16 protein-coding genes are annotated in these 16,481 nt (G+C 46.9%); 7 read left to right on the forward strand and 9 right to left on the reverse strand.

Annotated elements, in window-relative coordinates; translation table 11 throughout:
* The 3 genes from IPJ02_00005 to IPJ02_00015 all read left to right on the forward strand — a co-directional run.
* Positions 1–643: histidine kinase (locus IPJ02_00005; GenBank protein MBK7373990.1), on the forward strand; the 643-nt coding region annotated here is incomplete at its 5' end.
* Positions 643–1,722 carry a histidine kinase gene (locus tag IPJ02_00010; protein ID MBK7373991.1) on the forward strand — a complete coding sequence of 360 codons (1,080 nt, stop codon included), beginning with the start codon at positions 643–645 and terminating at the stop codon, positions 1,720–1,722. The genes IPJ02_00005 and IPJ02_00010, both read left to right, overlap by 1 nt.
* A gap of 5 nt (positions 1,723–1,727) precedes the next feature.
* Positions 1,728–2,495 carry a response regulator transcription factor gene (locus IPJ02_00015; GenBank protein MBK7373992.1) on the forward strand — a complete coding sequence of 256 codons (768 nt, stop codon included), beginning with the start codon at positions 1,728–1,730 and terminating at the stop codon, positions 2,493–2,495.
* Between the two features lie 176 nt (positions 2,496–2,671).
* Here IPJ02_00015 and IPJ02_00020 read toward each other — a convergent pair whose 3' ends face one another.
* Positions 2,672–5,731: a hypothetical protein gene (locus tag IPJ02_00020; GenBank protein ID MBK7373993.1), complete on the reverse strand. Its 3,060-nt coding sequence runs from the start codon at positions 5,729–5,731 to the stop codon at positions 2,672–2,674.
* A gap of 742 nt (positions 5,732–6,473) precedes the next feature.
* Here IPJ02_00020 and IPJ02_00025 point away from each other — a divergent pair.
* The 4 genes from IPJ02_00025 to IPJ02_00040 all read left to right on the forward strand — a co-directional run bounded on the left by IPJ02_00025 (position 6,474) and on the right by IPJ02_00040 (position 9,525).
* Positions 6,474–6,698: a hypothetical protein gene (locus tag IPJ02_00025; GenBank protein MBK7373994.1), complete on the forward strand. Its 225-nt coding sequence runs from the start codon at positions 6,474–6,476 to the stop codon at positions 6,696–6,698.
* 13 nt (positions 6,699–6,711) lie between these two features.
* Complete coding sequence (locus tag IPJ02_00030; protein MBK7373995.1) at positions 6,712–7,560, forward strand: hypothetical protein; 849 nt, start codon at positions 6,712–6,714, stop codon at positions 7,558–7,560.
* Positions 7,561–7,586: 26 nt separating this feature from the next.
* A complete protein-coding gene (locus tag IPJ02_00035) occupies positions 7,587–8,075 on the forward strand; it encodes a hypothetical protein (GenBank protein ID MBK7373996.1) in 489 nt (162 codons plus the stop codon).
* A gap of 73 nt (positions 8,076–8,148) precedes the next feature.
* The gene (locus IPJ02_00040) at positions 8,149–9,525 is read left to right on the forward strand and encodes a S41 family peptidase (protein MBK7373997.1); all 1,377 of its coding nucleotides are present in this window, start codon (positions 8,149–8,151) and stop codon (positions 9,523–9,525) included.
* Positions 9,526–9,553: 28 nt separating this feature from the next.
* On the opposite strand, the gene IPJ02_00045 is transcribed toward IPJ02_00040, so the two are convergent.
* The 8 genes from IPJ02_00045 to IPJ02_00080 all read right to left on the reverse strand — a co-directional run bounded on the left by IPJ02_00045 (position 9,554) and on the right by IPJ02_00080 (position 16,384).
* Positions 9,554–11,131 carry an MFS transporter gene (locus IPJ02_00045; GenBank protein MBK7373998.1) on the reverse strand — a complete coding sequence of 526 codons (1,578 nt, stop codon included), beginning with the start codon at positions 11,129–11,131 and terminating at the stop codon, positions 9,554–9,556.
* A gap of 382 nt (positions 11,132–11,513) precedes the next feature.
* Positions 11,514–12,077: a Crp/Fnr family transcriptional regulator gene (locus IPJ02_00050; protein ID MBK7373999.1), complete on the reverse strand. Its 564-nt coding sequence runs from the start codon at positions 12,075–12,077 to the stop codon at positions 11,514–11,516.
* 4 nt (positions 12,078–12,081) lie between these two features.
* Positions 12,082–12,579, reverse strand: coding sequence for a DUF4440 domain-containing protein (locus IPJ02_00055; protein ID MBK7374000.1), 498 nt, complete (start codon positions 12,577–12,579; stop codon positions 12,082–12,084).
* A gap of 332 nt (positions 12,580–12,911) precedes the next feature.
* Positions 12,912–13,499, reverse strand: coding sequence for a DUF4256 domain-containing protein (locus tag IPJ02_00060; protein MBK7374001.1), 588 nt, complete (start codon positions 13,497–13,499; stop codon positions 12,912–12,914).
* A gap of 10 nt (positions 13,500–13,509) precedes the next feature.
* Positions 13,510–13,914: a DUF1801 domain-containing protein gene (locus IPJ02_00065; protein MBK7374002.1), complete on the reverse strand. Its 405-nt coding sequence runs from the start codon at positions 13,912–13,914 to the stop codon at positions 13,510–13,512.
* A gap of 86 nt (positions 13,915–14,000) precedes the next feature.
* Positions 14,001–14,447 (reverse strand): SRPBCC domain-containing protein, encoded by a 447-nt coding sequence (locus tag IPJ02_00070; protein MBK7374003.1) that lies wholly within the window; start codon positions 14,445–14,447, stop codon positions 14,001–14,003.
* 209 nt (positions 14,448–14,656) lie between these two features.
* Positions 14,657–15,394, reverse strand: a complete 738-nt coding sequence (gene bla / locus IPJ02_00075; GenBank protein MBK7374004.1) for a BlaB/IND/MUS family subclass B1 metallo-beta-lactamase — start codon at positions 15,392–15,394, stop codon at positions 14,657–14,659.
* A 246-nt stretch (positions 15,395–15,640) separates the two neighbouring features.
* Complete coding sequence (locus tag IPJ02_00080; GenBank protein ID MBK7374005.1) at positions 15,641–16,384, reverse strand: hypothetical protein; 744 nt, start codon at positions 16,382–16,384, stop codon at positions 15,641–15,643.
* Positions 16,385–16,481 lie beyond the last annotated feature (97 nt).

Here is a 16,481-nt window from a genome sequence, read left to right on the forward strand (position 1 = left end):
GTTCGACAGTTTTGAAAAATGGAAGGCCACGCTTACCGAGACCGAAAAATTAAAAACAGCCTACACCCAAAGCCAGTTGCTTGGGTTGAAAAGCCAGGTAAACCCTCATTTTTTATTCAACAGCCTGAACTCCTTATCCAGTCTCATCAATGAAGATGCCGATAAGGCAGAAGAATTCCTGAACGAGCTTACAAAAGTATACCGATACCTGTTGCGCAGCCCCGATGACAAGATGGTAACGCTGGAGACCGAACTCCGGTTCATTGATTCCTATTATTACCTGCTGAAAGCAAGGTATGGCGACAAAGTGAACCTGCAGGTGGATGTGGATGAGGCCAGCCGCAATAAATATGTCTCTCCTTTTTTGCTTCAAACGATCTTTGAATACAGCTTTAACAACAATACCCTGCTGAAGGGAAGCCCGTTGAATTTCCAGATAACGCAGGACGGGAACGGCCACCTGGTAGTTAAGAACAATACCCGGCAAAAGCAAAATGCCGTTCCGGTAAATGTGGAGGGCATGCGGAACCTGCTGGATAAATACAAGCTGCTTTGTTGCGATGAACAACTGATCATGGAAACGTCTGATTCCTTTTTTTATGTGCAGGTACCTTTATTAAATGAAATTGTAAACAACCGCTGATGAAACCGGTAATACCAAACAGGGTGGAGTGGGTTAGTTTTTTTGTGCTGATGCCTGTCATCGCCCTGGGTACCTGTTTTGTTTTGTTTGGCATTGATTGGTACCGGGATCCTGGCCTCTGGTTTTATGGTTTCGGGTATATCATGCTGGTGGGACTGGTATTCTGGTACATGGACGTAGCAATTACCAGGTATATCCACAACAGTTTTGCGGCATACCGGGATACGCTCCGGCGGATAAGTGCACTGGTGGTTAAGCAACTCGTTGTGGTTACCATTTCCACTACCTTGTCCATTGTAGGCATCATGCAGTTGCCCGTGGAGGATTTCTATCCCAGCAGCAGCCAGTTCTGGCTGAGTGTCCTCATCGCCCTTGGCATTACGATTATTGCCATGGTCATCTGGGAAGGCGATTATGTCTTTCAGCAGTGGAAGGAAAGCCTGATGGAGAATGAGAAATATACCCACCTGAGCCTGCAGGGCGAATTTGATGTACTGAAGAGCCAGGTGAACCCGCATTTTCTTTTCAATTGCTTCAATACGTTATCGGCCCTGATAACAGAAGACAGGCAAAAGGCAGAAGTATTCCTGAATGACCTGAGTAAAGTGTACCGGTACCTGCTGCGGAACAACGAGGACGGGATGAGTACCGTGCGGACCGAGGTGCAGTTCATTCAAAGCTATTTTGACCTGCTGAAGACCCGGCACGGCGATGCGCTGTTCCTGCAGATGGACATCGACAAACGGTACGATGATTATTTACTGCCCACGCTCAGCCTGCAGATGCTGGTGGAGAATGCCGTAAAGCACAATGCACTTTCCAGGAACTACCCGCTGCATATTGAAGTATTCACCACGGTGGGCAATAAACTGGTGGTGAACAATAATATCCAGAAGCGGGCGCAAAAAGCGCCGTCGGGTGAAGTAGGCCTGAAGAATATCAGGATGAAATATGAATTACTCAACCAGCCGGGTTTCCAGGTGATGAACGACGGGAAGAATTTTACAGCGGTACTGCCGCTGATCTGGGAAAGAACGATGCGGAACCGCCCGCTGCATTATTCAGAAAATAAAAATTAAGCGATATGAAAATCTTAATCATCGAAGACGAAGAACTGGCTGTAAAAAAACTGCACAAGATGCTCGTGAGCCTGGATAAGGACATTGAAGTGATCGCCAATCTTGACTGCATTGAGTCTTCCGTGGAATGGCTGCAGAACAACGAAGCCCCCGACCTGATCATGATGGATATTGAACTGCTGGATGGCCAGAGTTTTGAGATATTCAACCGGGTAAAGGTCAAAAGCCCGGTCATCTTCACTACGTCGTACGATGAGTATGCCCTGAAGGCATTCAAGGTGAACAGCGTGGATTACCTGCTGAAGCCGATCCAGAAAGAGGACCTGGCGGCCGCCCTGGATAAATATAAAAAGATGTTTGTGGCGGCTGCACCGGCGCCCATCAATATGGACCTGCTGGTGAAGGAACTGCAGCAGAAACTGCAGCCGAAGGAGTTCCGCAAACGTTTCCTGGTAAAGAATGTGCAGAAACTGGTATCGGTGGAGACAGACGAGATCGCTTATTTCTACAGCGATGGCCGGCTTAATTTCTTCAAGACCTACGATAATAAAAAGTACGTGGTGGATTATACCATGGACGAACTGGACGAGATGCTGGACCCCGAAAGGTATTTCCGCATCAGCCGTTCTTTTTATGTTTCCATCAACAGCGTTGACCAGATAAATGATTATTTCGGCAACCGCCTCATCCTTACATTAAAACCCGCCGTGGATAAAGAAGCGCTGGTAAGCCGGGAGAAAGTGACGGAGTTTAAGAAATGGTTGGGAAAGTAATTTCAGGTTTCTTGTTTCTTGTTTCTTGTTTCTGGTTTCTGGTTTCTTGTTTCTTGTTTGAGGTTTGAAGTTTGATGTTGGGCTCTTTTATATTTAAGGCTCCCAACCTCAAACTTCAAACCTCAAACCTCAAACCTCAAACCTCAAACCTCAAACCTCAAACCTCAAACCCGAAACTATCTAACCGGCATGATCAGCACCAGGTTTCCCCCGTCCTTTTCATTCTGCATATCCAGTTCGGCATGGATGGCCGTGGCATGATTCCTCATTTCCACCATGCAGGAAAAGGTTTTGCTGTCGGTATCCTTGATCATGGCCGTACCGTGCATTTTGAGGCAAAGCCCGTTCTTCTGAAGGTCGATATTGATCAATGTCTGTTTGGCACCTGAATACTGCACCATGCAGCGCAGCGCTGTTTTAAAAATGAAGAAGAACCCATGCCGCAGTTTCATTTCCAGCTTAAGGTCCTTCACTTTTTCATCCACGTGCATCTCGATCTCTGCTTCGTGGCGGTTGCGCAGGGCATCAATGAATTCACTCATCCGCAAAATGGTCTTTTCCATGCTGTCGTTGGCCGGGTCGATCACCCACAGCATATCGTCCATGGCGATCATCATGTCGTTGCTCTTGTTGCTGATCTGCTCGATCAGTTCCTTCGCCCTGGCGATGTCCTTGTCCGCTTTCATCCGGGCCATCTCGCTCAGCAGGTTAATATTGCCCAGCGCCGTATTCACATCGTGGTGCAGGTTGAGGGCTATGTCTGTTCTTAGTTTTTGGGTTGCTTTCAGCCGCAGCAGCCTTTCCCGGTCCGCCAAGTAAAAGACAACAATGCAGGTTAAGGTGAGCAGGCCATAGAACCACCAGCTTTTCCAGAACGGCGGCGATATCTTTATTTTCATGGTGGTGATGTTCCTGCTGGAAACGCCATCAGCATTCTCTGCCCTTATTTTAAAGAGATAGGTCCCGGCGGGAAGGTAATTGTAGATCGCCCGGTTCAGTTCATTGCCCTTTTTCCAGTCTTTGTCTATCCCTTCCAGCATGTAATAATAAGCCGGTTTATTCTCATTGAAATAGCTGAGGATGGAGTAGGAGATGCTGATGGAATTCTGGTTGGCCTGCAGTACGATCTTGTCCAGGCTCATCAGGGAATCTACCGAAAGGAGATTATTCAGTATCCTGAATTCGGTGATGTTCACTCCGGGCGGAGCTGCCGAGGTCCTTACATCCATTGGGTTGAATACCACAAAGTCGTTGGAGCTTCCAAACAGCATCCGTCCGTCGGGTAACTGGTAATCGGTGCTCACATCAAAATTATCATTGGCCATGCCGTCGTTCCGGTTATAAAAAATAAAAGTACCCTTGTGGATGTTCATCCTGCACAACCCGCTTGCCATGCCGATCCAGACATAGCCCGCCTTGTCTTTCTGCAGGCTTACCACCACATTGGAGGGCAGGCCATCGGCATTGGTGATGTGGCGGATGGTATTTGTGCGGGTATTGTAAAAATTCAACCCCGCCCCGGCAAAGATCAGGAGGCTGTCGTTGTATTCCAGGATATCGGCGGCGTTCACAATAAGCCTTTTTGTTGCAGGACCGCTGTTGGTAATGTGTTCAATGATGTTATCGGTTGCCGGATCTATTTTATATAGCCCGGCATTCTCGGTCCCTATCCAGATGAATCCTTTACTGTCTTTAATGATCTTTAAAACTTTGGTGCCGGGGATATTGCTGATCTTATAAAGCCCGTCTTCAAACTTTTTTGCCCCCTTTGCAGCCGACCATTTATATACACCCCTCGACTGGGAGCCAAGCCAGAGGTTGCCCAGGTCATCTTCCACCACCTGCCTTATGGTCCGTTGTTCAAAAATGGCCGGTTCATATCTTTTCATCGTGTTTTTTGCCTGGTCGTAAAAGGCAATGAATGCAGGCTGACCTACCAGGCAGATGGTATTGCTGTCTTTTAAACGGCACATGGACCAGGCGGACCAGCCATTGGTTTCTTTGATACCACTTATATTAAGGTTGATGTTCCGGAGATCTTTATCGTAGCGGTATATCCCATCGCCCCAGTAACCCACCAGCAGGTCCCCGTTCTTCAGGTGAACAAAAGAGGCCGGGCCCCCGCTGCCTTTTTGGTTATTTAATTTATTCAAGTGCCCAATGCTGGTAAATAATTCTTTGGAAGGATTAAAAACATACAGGCCATTGTTTGAAGTGGTAACCCAAAGGTTTTGATCCCGGTCTTCAAACAGATTTACGGCATCATAGGAAATACTCCTGTCGTTGAGGTAACCATTATAAACGGGAACGAATTTTTTCTCCTTTAGGTCATATTTTCCAAATACCAAAAGACCTGATATCCATATAGTTCCATCTTTTTGTTCAAAAATAGAAGCAGGTTCATTGTACCTGCCGATTGTTTCATTGATCGAGGCATCTTCAAGTATAGAAACACCCTTTACCAGGTCGAAACAGTAGATACTGCAGCCCCCATCGGGTGGCCAGCGCTTGAACCATAACCTGCCCTTACTGTCAACCCGGTAAGGCGCTGTATGGGATAATTTTCCATATTTCTCTACCAGGGCTTCCCTGCCAATATTATGACCGGGGTAACTAAGCTGTTTGGTTACCCGGTTATAAACGGCAAAGCCCGAATCGGAGGAAATGATATAGCGTTTGCCAATCGGGTCATCGGCCAGGTCGATGGGCCTCCAGCCCGGCGGCATACTGAAGCTGTTGTAAGCGGAAGAGAACTCATTACGTACTTTATTGTAGGTGACGAATTCCCGGAATGTAAACGTGAGGATCAACTTACCGTTCCCGTCTTCCAGTAATCTTCTGGCAGCGGCCAGGTTCTTTTCGTAGAGGGTAACAACCGTTGCCTTTTTAAAACTAAAGCGCCGGGTATCAAAAATGCCGATGCTTCCGTCGGAAAGCAGTACCCAAAGATTTTTTTCCTTGTCGTACAGCATTTGCCAGACGCTGTTGTCGGGCAACGAATTCTTATCAGCCGGGTTATGACGGAAGGTGAGGAAACGGCTCCCGTCGAAGCGCTGCAGCCCGTTCACCGTGCCGATCCATATATAGCCCTGGTCATCCTGGACCGAATTGCTTGTGTTGTAAGCAGCCAGACCGTTGCTTACGGTGTAATGGGTAAAAGAATATTGCCGGGCTTCCTGCGAAAAAAGGGAAAGCGCCGAAAGGAGTGTAACCAGCAATAATAAAAGTCTTCTCAAAAGCGGATCATTGATTTCTTTACCAAATATACCCAACGATCATATTAATTGTAAAAATTGATGGGTCAACTGTGTTTATCCTGTTTCAACTGTAGCATTTCCGGGATGAACTGTTTTTTGAAAAAGGATCATATACCCAATTCATGCTACGTTCCTCTCAACTCATGCACGTGCACTTCTTGTAAGCCGTGGCGTGGTCTTTGACCAGCCACCAGGGCAATTGCTGTTACTTTCGCCTTTTTTCTGTGTAAAACATCATTATTCCCGGCTGGTCAAAGACCACGCCGGGGCGAAAGAGCAATTGCTGTTACTTTCGCCTTTTTTCTGTGTAAAACATCATTATTTCCGGCTGGTCAAAGACCACGCCGGGGCAAAAGAGCAATTGCTGTTACTTTCGCCTTTTTTCTGTGTAAAACATCATTATTTCCGGCTGGTCAAAGACCACGCCGGGGCGAAGAGTAATTGCTGTTGCTTTCGCCTTTTTCTGTGTAAAACATCATTATTTCCGGCTGGTCAAAGACCACGCCGGGGCGAAGAGTAATTGCTGTTACTTTCGCCTTTTTTCTGTGTAAAACATCATTATTTCCGGCTGGTCAAAGACCACGCCGGGGCGAAAGGATCATATGTTCAATTCATGATACGTTCTCCTCAATTCATGCACGCTGTACTTCTTAGCGGAAGAATTCTGAAGCAATTTTGTACCGTCAAAACAAAAAAATTAAAAACAATAAAAACTAAAAAAATGGAAAAGCTGAAATTCGGGATACAATTGCTGGTGCTCATGCTGGCATTCCCGGTTTTGTTTTTTGCTGAAGTAAAATACCCGAACAAGGTTGCAAAACCCGACCAGGAAAAAACGGTTGAGAACAGCCAGGCAAAACAAAACGATCCCAATGCAGACAAATGTGCGTACTGCCAGGTTGAAATGGGTACAGTCCCTTTTTCAAAACACATCGTGGTAAACTGATAAAACCCGGAAAATGAGAAAGCAAGTTTTAAACCGGATGATCGACCGGCTCCGGATCTGCATCGCTGCATTGATCCTTGTCATACTCAGTTTGTTCCTGTTCTCCTTTAGCGTTGAAAAACGGATGGGGGATTTCCTGAAACAACTGGGCATCAGCCAGGCAGAGGCCGACAGTAAGATAGCCAGCAGCCTTCTGGGCGGTTCACTGGACCACTACGGTATCCGCAACCTGAAAAAGATACTGGCAAATGACCGGGCTGCCATTGTGAAGGACCTGGCAGGGTATGCAAAGCAATATGCCGGCTCGGAGGCATTCAAAAAAGAATATGCGGTTTTAAAAGAGCGTAATAAACCGGCCCCGGCACAAAAAGTGGAAACACCGGAGGAGATGCGGGCCAGCATGATAAAGGCAGCAAAGGAATATGTGGCAAACTCGGAAGAGGCGTTGAAAAAAGCCACTCCCCAGATGCAGGAGATACTGAAGCAGATGCTGGAAGCCGCAAAAAAGAACCTGAAAGATGCAGAAGATCCCAATAACAAGACCATCCGCTACTATACGCAGAACTATGAGGAGATGAAGAAAATGATGCAGCAGTCTTACGACAACAGCATAAAGGACTGGGAAGCAAAATACCCGGCCAATCACCTGATGTACATAAAAGTAAAGCTGAAGGATTTTTTAGATGCCACAGAGGGGGTCGACTTCAATGCGCAGCTGGTTGAAAAGAACGGTAAAAAATATTTTGTGAACCCCGAGTATGAAAGAAAGGGAAGCCGCTGGAAGATGGTGTTCAGGGCAGGCAGGTATGCGGTGGAAACAGCCCGGGCATTTGCCAGCCAGTGGATGAGTGAGATAAAATGATATTCACCGGATCTAAAAAATTGACCATGACAACAAAAATATTCCGCTGGGCATACCTGGCATTGCTGATCGTGATGGCGTTGGTGGTAGGGGGTGCCTGTTACCAGGCGATCTCGATCGTTCCTTTCTGGCAACAGGATATTTCTATGTTTAAGAACTACGGGCACTGGGGCATCAACTACTTCCCGGTACTCAGTCCGCTTATGACCGTTTTGTGGTTAATTGTGCTCGTCACCGGGTTTAAGGTTAAATTGCCAAACAAACCGATCCTGTACGTGGGCCATTTCTTTTTCCTGTTGGTGCTGGTAAGTACATTCGCCTACTTTGCTCCCTTCCTGCTGACCTATATGGGAAACACCCAAAACAATATAACAGACCAGGAACTTATTGCAAAGCTCAATGGTTGGGCCAGGTGGGATCTTGTGCGGCAGCTGGCCGGGCTTATTCCGTTGTCAATATTCATTTATTTCTATGGCAAGACCGGAACCGTACAGGCAGGAAGGCACATTCGTTGATCCGGTTGGAGAAATACCGGGAAATAAAGGATAATTATCTTTACAGCCATTTATCAAACCACAATCATAATCCATGCGTTCTGTTACATTAATTCTTCTGTTGTTTCTCTTCGGTAATGCCAGTGCCCAAACCTGCAGCTGTGAAAAGGAATTCCTGCATGTAAAACAATTCATGGAGCATAACTATGCCGGGTTCCGTGATAAATTAAAACGGATCGGCAAAAAAGACTATGAGCAAAAATCCGGCGAATTGCAGCAACTGAGTAAAACGGCCAAAGAGAACTGCCTGCTCATCATTTCACAGTATCTCGGCATCTTTAAAGACAATCACATACAGGTGAGTGCCGCTTTCGATTTCACAAGATCCGATTCTGCATACATCAGCAGCCGGCAGCCGGTCGGTATCTCAGAAGAGAAGATCGAAGCGTTACGCCGCTCAACAACAACAGAAGGTATCTACAATTTCAATTTTGATTCGGCATATACCATTGCGGTATATGAAGACAAAACGCCTTTGCATGATTATGTAGGCGTGATCATTGATTCTAAACTGCCTTCCTGGAAAAGGGGCCTGATAAAGTTTGAAGCAAAACAGGTCAGCGACAACCTGCTGAAAGGAACTTTGTATATACGTAACCACATGCCCAGGGTGGAATGGTTCTTTCTAGGTAAGAACAGCATTGGCGGCGACTGGCAGCGGGAGGGAACAAAAAGGGAAAACATCCAGGGAGCATACCAGCCGGTGGCTTCCAAAAAACTATCCGGCAAAACACTCTACATCAAAATATCCAATTTTGACCCTTCCAACTATAAAAGGATCGACTCGGTGTTCAAGGCAAATGAGGAAGCGCTGAAGAGCATGCCCTACCTGGTGCTCGACCTGAGGAACAATGGGGGTGGCTCCGATTTTTCCTATACGCCCATCCTGCCTTATATTTCCACCGGGCCAGTAAAAAACATCGGCGTGGATGTACTGGCAACCGAAGCAAACATAACGGGCTGGAAAAAACTGCTTTCGGATAATGATATACCGGAAAAAAGTAAAAGATCCATTGAAGCCATGATCGGCAAAATGGAAGCCAATAAAGGGAAACTGGTGAATATTGCAGATGATGAAACAGATTCAACATACAAGCCGCTGCCTTATCCTCAAAAAGTAGCTGTGCTCGTCAACCGTGGTTGTGCCAGCACCACCGAACAGTTCCTCCTGTATGCCATGCAGAGCAGCAAAGTGATATTGATGGGGGAGAATACGGATGGGACACTGGATTATTCCAACATGCGTGACTCCTCTTTTTCCTGCATGCCTTATACCCTTCACTATGCCACCACCCGCAGCCGCCGGCTCGATATTGGCCAGGGGATCGATGATGCCGGCATAAAACCCGATAAATTCCTGAAGCCGGAAACAGACTGGATCGAAGAAGCGGTTAAGATACTGGAGCAATAGATATTCATCCGGGTTGCGGGCAATGGGCTTAACTATTTTTCGTGTCCTCAAACCAGCCCGATGTACCTCCGCAAAGAAAGGATGCTTTTGCAACTCCCAACTCATTCAGTAGCGCTGAACCTTTTTCTGACCTGCCGCCACCCTTACCACAAACGGTGATGGGGTACTTCCATTTCTGCAATGCTGCAGCATGGTTCTGCAACGCATCCAATGGTATGTTAACGGCAAAAGGGATGTGCTGCTGTGCAAATTCTTCCGGGCTTCTTACGTCGATCAGCATTACATCTCCCGGTGATCGCCGGATCAGTTGCCTGAGCCTGGCTATTGCAAAGCATGGTTGTGTGGTTCCTGTTTGTTTGTTCTTCTTACCGGTGATCCAGTTCCGGATCCTGAGCGAACCTACTGTTTTACATCTCATCCTGTATTTGATGATGATGGCAGAAGCTAAAGTGAGTAAGCCGATAAAGAGGATGGCTGCCTGGATATTTACAAGGTCGGCAATGATGCCGGTAAGTATGGCGCCGATCGCATAGCCGAGGTCTCTCCACAGGCGGAAGATGCCAATGCTTTTTGCCCGGTCCTCCGGGTGGGTGTTTTCTGCCACGGTTGCCAGGAATGTAGGGTACACCATTGCCGTGCCCCAGCCCAGGATGGAGGAAAGCAGGATGAAATGGAACAGGGTATTTGCCCAGATCAATGCTACCAGTGCAATGGCCTGCAACAACATGCCTGTATAAAGCATATCTTTTTTACAAAGCCTGTCGGCCATTGCTCCTGTAATTAACTGGCCCAGGCCCCATACAGCGGGGTACACGGCTGTAATAAGGCCGATCTCCCCGATGCTGAAACCTTTGGAAGCAAGCAGTATGGGGAATATGCCCCATACCATGCCGTCGTTGAGGTTGTTGACCAGGCCGGCCTGTGTTACAGAGCCCAGGTTCTTATTCTTCCAGGTGGTATCCCGGAATATATTTTTCAGCCTTGGAACGGTATTGGAAACGGTCTCCTGTGCTACGTGATGCCTGGTATCTTTTATTAAGAAGATACTGCCTGCCAATCCAAGAACGGTTAAAACAATGCCTGTGTAAAAAGGGTAGGGCCTGATGCCGTACTCACCGGCGATCCACCCGGTAAGAAATGCAACCAGCGCAACGGCGATGTATCCGGCAAATTCATTCAGCCCCATGGCCAGTCCCCGCTGCTTTTCACCCACCAGGTCTATCTTCATTACCACCGTACTGCTCCATGTGAGCCCCTGGTTGATACCTAGCAAAACATTTGCTGCAATGATCCAGCCCCAGGAGGGTGCAAACATGAGCATGAACGGGATCGGGATGGCAATGACCCATCCTGCGACCAGGAGTTTTTTTCTTCCGAATTTATTTGCCAGGGCCCCTGTGTAGTAGTTGGTGACCGCCTTTACAATGCCGAATACCACGATGAAGGAAAGGATGGCTGTTTTGGCTGCGATGGCAAATTCCTGTTCGGCTATCTGCGGCAATATGGAACGTTCCAGCCCGACCATGCCACCCACAAAGCCGTTGATGATGACCAGCAGACTGAACTGCTTCCAGTTTTCCTTTAAGCCTAACCTGATGTTTGCCATGTTATATTTTTGGACAGCCCCGGGGGGGGTTGTCCTTTGTTGGAGAAAAAAGTGCAAACCCCCGCGGCCGCCCCCGCGCGGCCCCGGGCCCGGGTGGGGGCCCGGCACGGCCCCCTCCCCCCCCCAGCCGGCTCCCCCCCCGGGCGCCGGGGCGCGGGCCCCCCCCCCCGAGGGAGGGGAAGGGGGGCGCCCCCCGCCCGGCCCGCCGCCCCGCCCTTGCGCCGCGGGGGGGGGGCGCGGGCGCCGCGCGCGGGGCGCCCCCCGCCCCCCCCCGCGGGGGGCGCCGGGGGGGGGGGGGCCCCCTTGAAAAAGCGGGGGGGGGTTCGTACGTTGAAACGAAAGTTCCGAGAAGCAGAACAAGTACTTTACATATGATAAATAATCAGCGGTGCGAACGGATACGGCTGAGGCTGACCTGTGTAATGCCAAGATAGGATGCGATGTATTTAAGCGGTACCCGTTTAATTACATCCGGGGCTTCAGAGAGCAGCGCTTTATAACGTTCTTCCGCGGTATGGAACTGGATGCCCTCAATGCGGTTAACGGTGTCAACATGACTGGCTTCAAATATCTTCCGGAACAGCCGTTCTATCTCGGGATAGGTATCGTATAGTTTGAATAATTTATTTGCGTCAATGGCTACTATTTCAGCGTCTTCCAGGGCCTGGATCGCTTTGCGGCTTGGCTTGCCGGTGAACAGGCTTTCCACCCGAACAATGATGTTGTTCTCAAAAGCAAAACTGTCGGTGATATCAATGCCGTCTTTGTAGTAATAGATACGGGCAATGCCTTTATTAATGAAGTAAATGGTCCTGCAGGTATGACCGATGGGTTGCAGGTCTTTGTTCTTTTGAATATGCACCATGCTGCAGATCGCTTCAATAGCCGCTTTGGCTTGTGCAGAGAGGGGGCTGAACCCGGCAAAGAATTGAAAGAGTTGCTGCATGGGTTTATTTTGCCGGGGGCAGGCTGGTGCACCCGATGTCGCGATACAGTTTCCATTCGCCGTTTCGTTTTTCCCATACCACCACATATTTACCCTGGTCCAGGATGGATCGTTTGCCATCTTTCATTTCGTATTTCCCTGTTTCAATGATGAATGCGGGGCTGCCCGTGATATCGGTTGTTGAAAAGGTCATTTCTTTAAGTCCCATGCGTATGGCAGCGCCCCAGGCATGTACAATGTCTTTGCCTTTAACAACGTCGCTGTTGTCCAGCAATAATTCTGCGTCGGGCCAGTAGAGGGATGCCAGTGCCACCGAATCGCCGGCGCTTACCTGCTTTGAAAATTTTGAATTCATGCTGTCGAGGAAAGAGCCTGCCCATTGTTTATCGAGGGCCGGTTCGGCGGCCTTGACCGTATTTACTTCTGCGGGTTCATTGGAATTGCAGGATAAGAGGGCAATGCAGGTGACCGCTGTAATAAAAAAAGGAAAGTGAGTACGCATGCTGTTTTGTTTAGCGTTTAAATAAGTGGATAGTAAATGTAAGGTAAGGACCTGGTATTTGAAAATTTCACCCCTGGTTGCTGACATCACCGACCGGAACCAATGATGAAGGACCCCACGCCATGGTTTGTGGCGCACGAACCATTGGACATGAACCCGGGGCGGGAATCTCCTTTGCGTCCTTTGCGTGCATTTCCTTTGTGTTCTTTGCGGTTCGATCTATAACGTAATTAAAGAAAACTAACCGCAAAGGGCGCAAAGTTTTTCGCAAAGTACGCAAATGGAGCCTTGGTTCCTGGTCCACGAAACGGGACCGAGTTGTCTTGCTATATTCATACCCTTAGCGAGCCACGGAATCCCCTGGCAGCATAATAGGAAGGGGCGCTGTTGTGATACACGAAGACACTGCCGTAGCGGAAATCAGCAAAGAGGGCGCCACCCGCTTTCCGGATCGCCGAAGGTGTTTTCAGCCAGCTGGATGTTTTGGTATCAAAATTTTCTCCAGCCATCTGGCGGGACTGCAGCGCCCGGTATTGTTCTTCCGTCAACAGTTCAATGCCCATGGCAGCAGCCATATCAACCGCGTTGTTTTCCGGTTTAAATTCTTTCCTTGATTCCAGCCCTTCCCGGTCGTAACAAATACTCCTGCGGCCTGTGGGACTTTCCGCTGCACAATCATAAAAAATGTATTCACCCGTCTTTTTATCATGGCCAGCAACATCGGGCTCACCGCCGGTCCTTTCCATTTCATGGAGCGACCACAGTTTTTCTCCGCCAGCCGGCGTAGCAAGCTTTGCCTGCACGTTGGCCCAGTCAAGACCTTTATGGCGGTTCATGTTCTTCTCAAAACGGGCTTTCAATACCCGGAGCAGTTCTTCACGTTGTTTTGCTGACAGTTCCTTTTTATTTCCCTTTGGCATAATGATTATTTTATTTCCCTGCTGCATTGATCATTTTTTCCAGGACCTTGATGTCAATGTCCTCCAGTTTATTGATGTAAAGGCAGCCGGTGCCGGTCTTGTGTTTACCTAATTTTTTCAATGCATCCGCATGCCGTTGCAGATCAATAAGGTGTAATGACAAATTGGCTTTACGCGGCGAAAAACCAATTTTGAACCAATCTACTTCCCTGCCGGTAGCGGGACTCTTATATCGTACATCGCCGAAACCGATCATTGAGCTGCCCCACATTTTCGGCTTTTCCCTGGTAGCTTTCTCCATCAGGTTAAGTATAACGTGACAGTCTTTACGTTTTTGCTCATCCGGGATACTATCAATGAAACCCGTTACACTTAATGAAGTAGGCCTGGTCTTGATTTCTGCTAATTTACCCATATGATAAGATTTTTTTAGAATTGGTTGCGCCCGGCGTCGTGGACTTTCTGCTGTGCTGATATTGCTGTAAAAGTTTTTTTGAAAATTTATATAATTACATTTGGAAGTTCCCTTTCAAGCCTGTCAAAATTTTCTTCATTTTTTGGCCCTGCAAAGCGCTTGATTTTTTCACATTCTTCAACTGTATTAAATATCATTCTGAACAATATCCTGGTTTTCGAAATACTGATTTCTTCAAATCGCACTTCCATTTCAAACAATGGTTGAGAAACCCTTGTCCAGCTGATTAATTTCAATGGCTCAACGATTTTAAATATGGAAGAATTTTCATAATTACCCTTTCCTGGCCCATGCATTGTTAGAGTCCATTTTCCTTCCGGTCGAAGATCGAACTCATGAAAAGTATTTGTAAATCCTTCTGGCCCCCACCATTTAATTAAATGCACTGGATTTGCAAAAGCCTGGTATGCAGTATTCAAAGAAGTATTTAGTATTCTCGAACTAAAAATTTCACGATTAGAGTTAACGGTCATATGGAATATTGTCTATGTCGCTGTATCATTTTTGCTTGAATGGTAAAGGTCTCGGCATTGCCCTAACGCCAGTTTGTGAAAGAACTGTTGCTGTCCTGTAAATATACACACAATGTTAATGGTTTCAAATCCTGTATGATTTTTGGTTCTTATTCTCATCCTCAGGCAGGAGACCTTGCCGGGAAGAAGCGGTGAGGCCGCCTGGTCGATCAGCGGTAGTTTTTCTTTTTAAGTTCTTTTGCCATCCTCAAAGAATGCTTCAATGAATTTATATTTTTCCAATCGCTATGTGCTATGATAATAAACGTTGGTTTTCGGCATTTTTTCTGAACTTTTTTTAGAGTAGATGCATACTCTGTTACATTAGCATCGCCTAAATAACCCAGATTTTCAGCATCAACACCTTTTACCAAGCATCCGCCGTAGAGAATTTTTTCTTTTTTAAACCAGATTATAATATTGTCTGCAGTATGTCCTTCTCCGGGGTAATACGTTTCAAAGGAAAATTGTCCGACGGTAAAGACAGTATCCATTGCCATTAAAAATTCAGCCCTTTTCTTATTATTCCTTTTACTTAATTCATCTGTAAGAACCGTTGTATAGGTTTTAACTCCCTGTTGCCTGTAATATTCAAGTCCGGCGGTTTTGTCACTATGCCAATGCGTTGCAAAACACATTACCACACTTTTGTTATGCTTTAATTTTATGCTGTCAAGCAATGGTTGAAATTGCGTTGTGTCCCAGGGTGTGTCAAACATAACAACGCCATTGTTAGTGACAAGATACATCCCGTTTGCCGGCACTTGACTTTCTTCATATGTATTGTAAGTTGTATAAATGTAAAAATCTCCTGTTAAATGAGAGATTTTAAGTTTCGCTTCTTCTGCCTGTCCGAAAATTCTGGTCAGAGAAAAAATAAATGCGATCGTCAATATAATTGTCCGCATAATGTTTCTGCAGGTTATTTGCTGATGGTCTGTAAAATTACCGCTAATGTTCCTGGCCTGGCGCAGTGGGGGATATTTGTTCCGACTGCCCGGCCCGGAATGATCATAAAGAAACGTTTTTTTTAATTAATTGTAAAAACTTAAGAACCCGGTCCAGCCGATAGCTGAAGTTGATTGTAATTTGGCTGAAGTTTGTTTGCCAGGCCACACTTGCACCCAATGTTGTGCGTACGTGCTATTAACTATTCATTCAAGCTGATATTCTTTTTTCAGCAATCCGCTGAGCCGTTGCGCTTTGCCCAGCAGCTTTCTTGCTTCTTTCCGCATGGTTTTGTTAAAAACCGTCAGCATATGTATCCGGTAGTTCAGCCTGAATTTTAAATCATCAGTCAGGCGCAGCGGGGGATTATGATCAAGACGGTTTACGTTGTTATCATCATCCCGCATGCTGTTTAACAGCACACCGTCAAAAATGCCTTCGGCGATATTTCTGTAAGTACCCATCATGTCTTCTTCGTCCTGAGTGCCCCACATAAGTGCCCGGACATACACATCATAGGAAACGATACTGTCGCTAACGGTGCTTTTGCGGACAAGCCTGAGATTACCGGCATTTTTCAGTTGCTGCATGGTTCCGTCAACCGGTGTAAAACGAAAGGCAACACCCCGTGTAGCGAAGGAATTGTAATAATAAAGGTCATTACTGTGTGAAAGGGCTTCTTTACTGTTTAGTAAGTTACTGAATGAATCAAGCATCTGTGCCCTTTCATTTCGCAATTGAATAATCACGGTAAGCCTGTTGATATCAGCCTCCAGGTCGCTATGCAGGGATTGAATATATTTTTTCTCCCGCTGGTGCTCAATGGTATGCTCCAGTTGATATTCTGCCAGAAATCCACAAAACACTGCAAGAAAAAGCATTAGAAATTCCCAGAAATAGGATTTCCGGTTTTTCTTTCCTTCGTGATGAGCATGATGGTGTACTTCCATATTTTCAGTGTCTTGATTTTGGGGAATAGTCTCAGTGTCCTTAGCAGGCGTAATTTCCTCTGAAGGATTTTCCGGTTGGATATTTGTAGGAATATCT

It is taken from the genome of Chitinophagaceae bacterium (assembly GCA_016710165.1).
Classification (GTDB): Bacteria; Bacteroidota; Bacteroidia; order Chitinophagales; family Chitinophagaceae; genus Ferruginibacter.

Excerpts from the sequence above, each read along its gene's own strand:
- IPJ02_00035 (MBK7373996.1), top strand. The coding sequence starts at position 7,587 with ATGACAACAAAAATATTCCGCTGGGCATACCTGGCATTGCTGATCGTG.
- IPJ02_00070 (MBK7374003.1), bottom strand. The coding sequence starts at position 14,447 with ATGACCGTTAACTCTAATCGTGAAATTTTTAGTTCGAGAATACTAAAT.
- IPJ02_00055 (MBK7374000.1), bottom strand. The coding sequence starts at position 12,579 with ATGCGTACTCACTTTCCTTTTTTTATTACAGCGGTCACCTGCATTGCC.
- IPJ02_00045 (MBK7373998.1), bottom strand. The coding sequence starts at position 11,131 with ATGGCAAACATCAGGTTAGGCTTAAAGGAAAACTGGAAGCAGTTCAGT.
- IPJ02_00040 (MBK7373997.1), top strand. The coding sequence starts at position 8,149 with ATGCGTTCTGTTACATTAATTCTTCTGTTGTTTCTCTTCGGTAATGCC.
- IPJ02_00015 (MBK7373992.1), top strand. The coding sequence starts at position 1,728 with ATGAAAATCTTAATCATCGAAGACGAAGAACTGGCTGTAAAAAAACTG.
- IPJ02_00080 (MBK7374005.1), bottom strand. The coding sequence starts at position 16,384 with ATGGAAGTACACCATCATGCTCATCACGAAGGAAAGAAAAACCGGAAA.
- IPJ02_00030 (MBK7373995.1), top strand. The coding sequence starts at position 6,712 with ATGAGAAAGCAAGTTTTAAACCGGATGATCGACCGGCTCCGGATCTGC.
- IPJ02_00060 (MBK7374001.1), bottom strand. The coding sequence starts at position 13,499 with ATGCCAAAGGGAAATAAAAAGGAACTGTCAGCAAAACAACGTGAAGAA.
- IPJ02_00010 (MBK7373991.1), top strand. The coding sequence starts at position 643 with ATGAAACCGGTAATACCAAACAGGGTGGAGTGGGTTAGTTTTTTTGTG.
- IPJ02_00050 (MBK7373999.1), bottom strand. The coding sequence starts at position 12,077 with ATGCAGCAACTCTTTCAATTCTTTGCCGGGTTCAGCCCCCTCTCTGCA.
- bla (MBK7374004.1), bottom strand. The coding sequence starts at position 15,394 with ATGCGGACAATTATATTGACGATCGCATTTATTTTTTCTCTGACCAGA.
- IPJ02_00025 (MBK7373994.1), top strand. The coding sequence starts at position 6,474 with ATGGAAAAGCTGAAATTCGGGATACAATTGCTGGTGCTCATGCTGGCA.
- IPJ02_00065 (MBK7374002.1), bottom strand. The coding sequence starts at position 13,914 with ATGGGTAAATTAGCAGAAATCAAGACCAGGCCTACTTCATTAAGTGTA.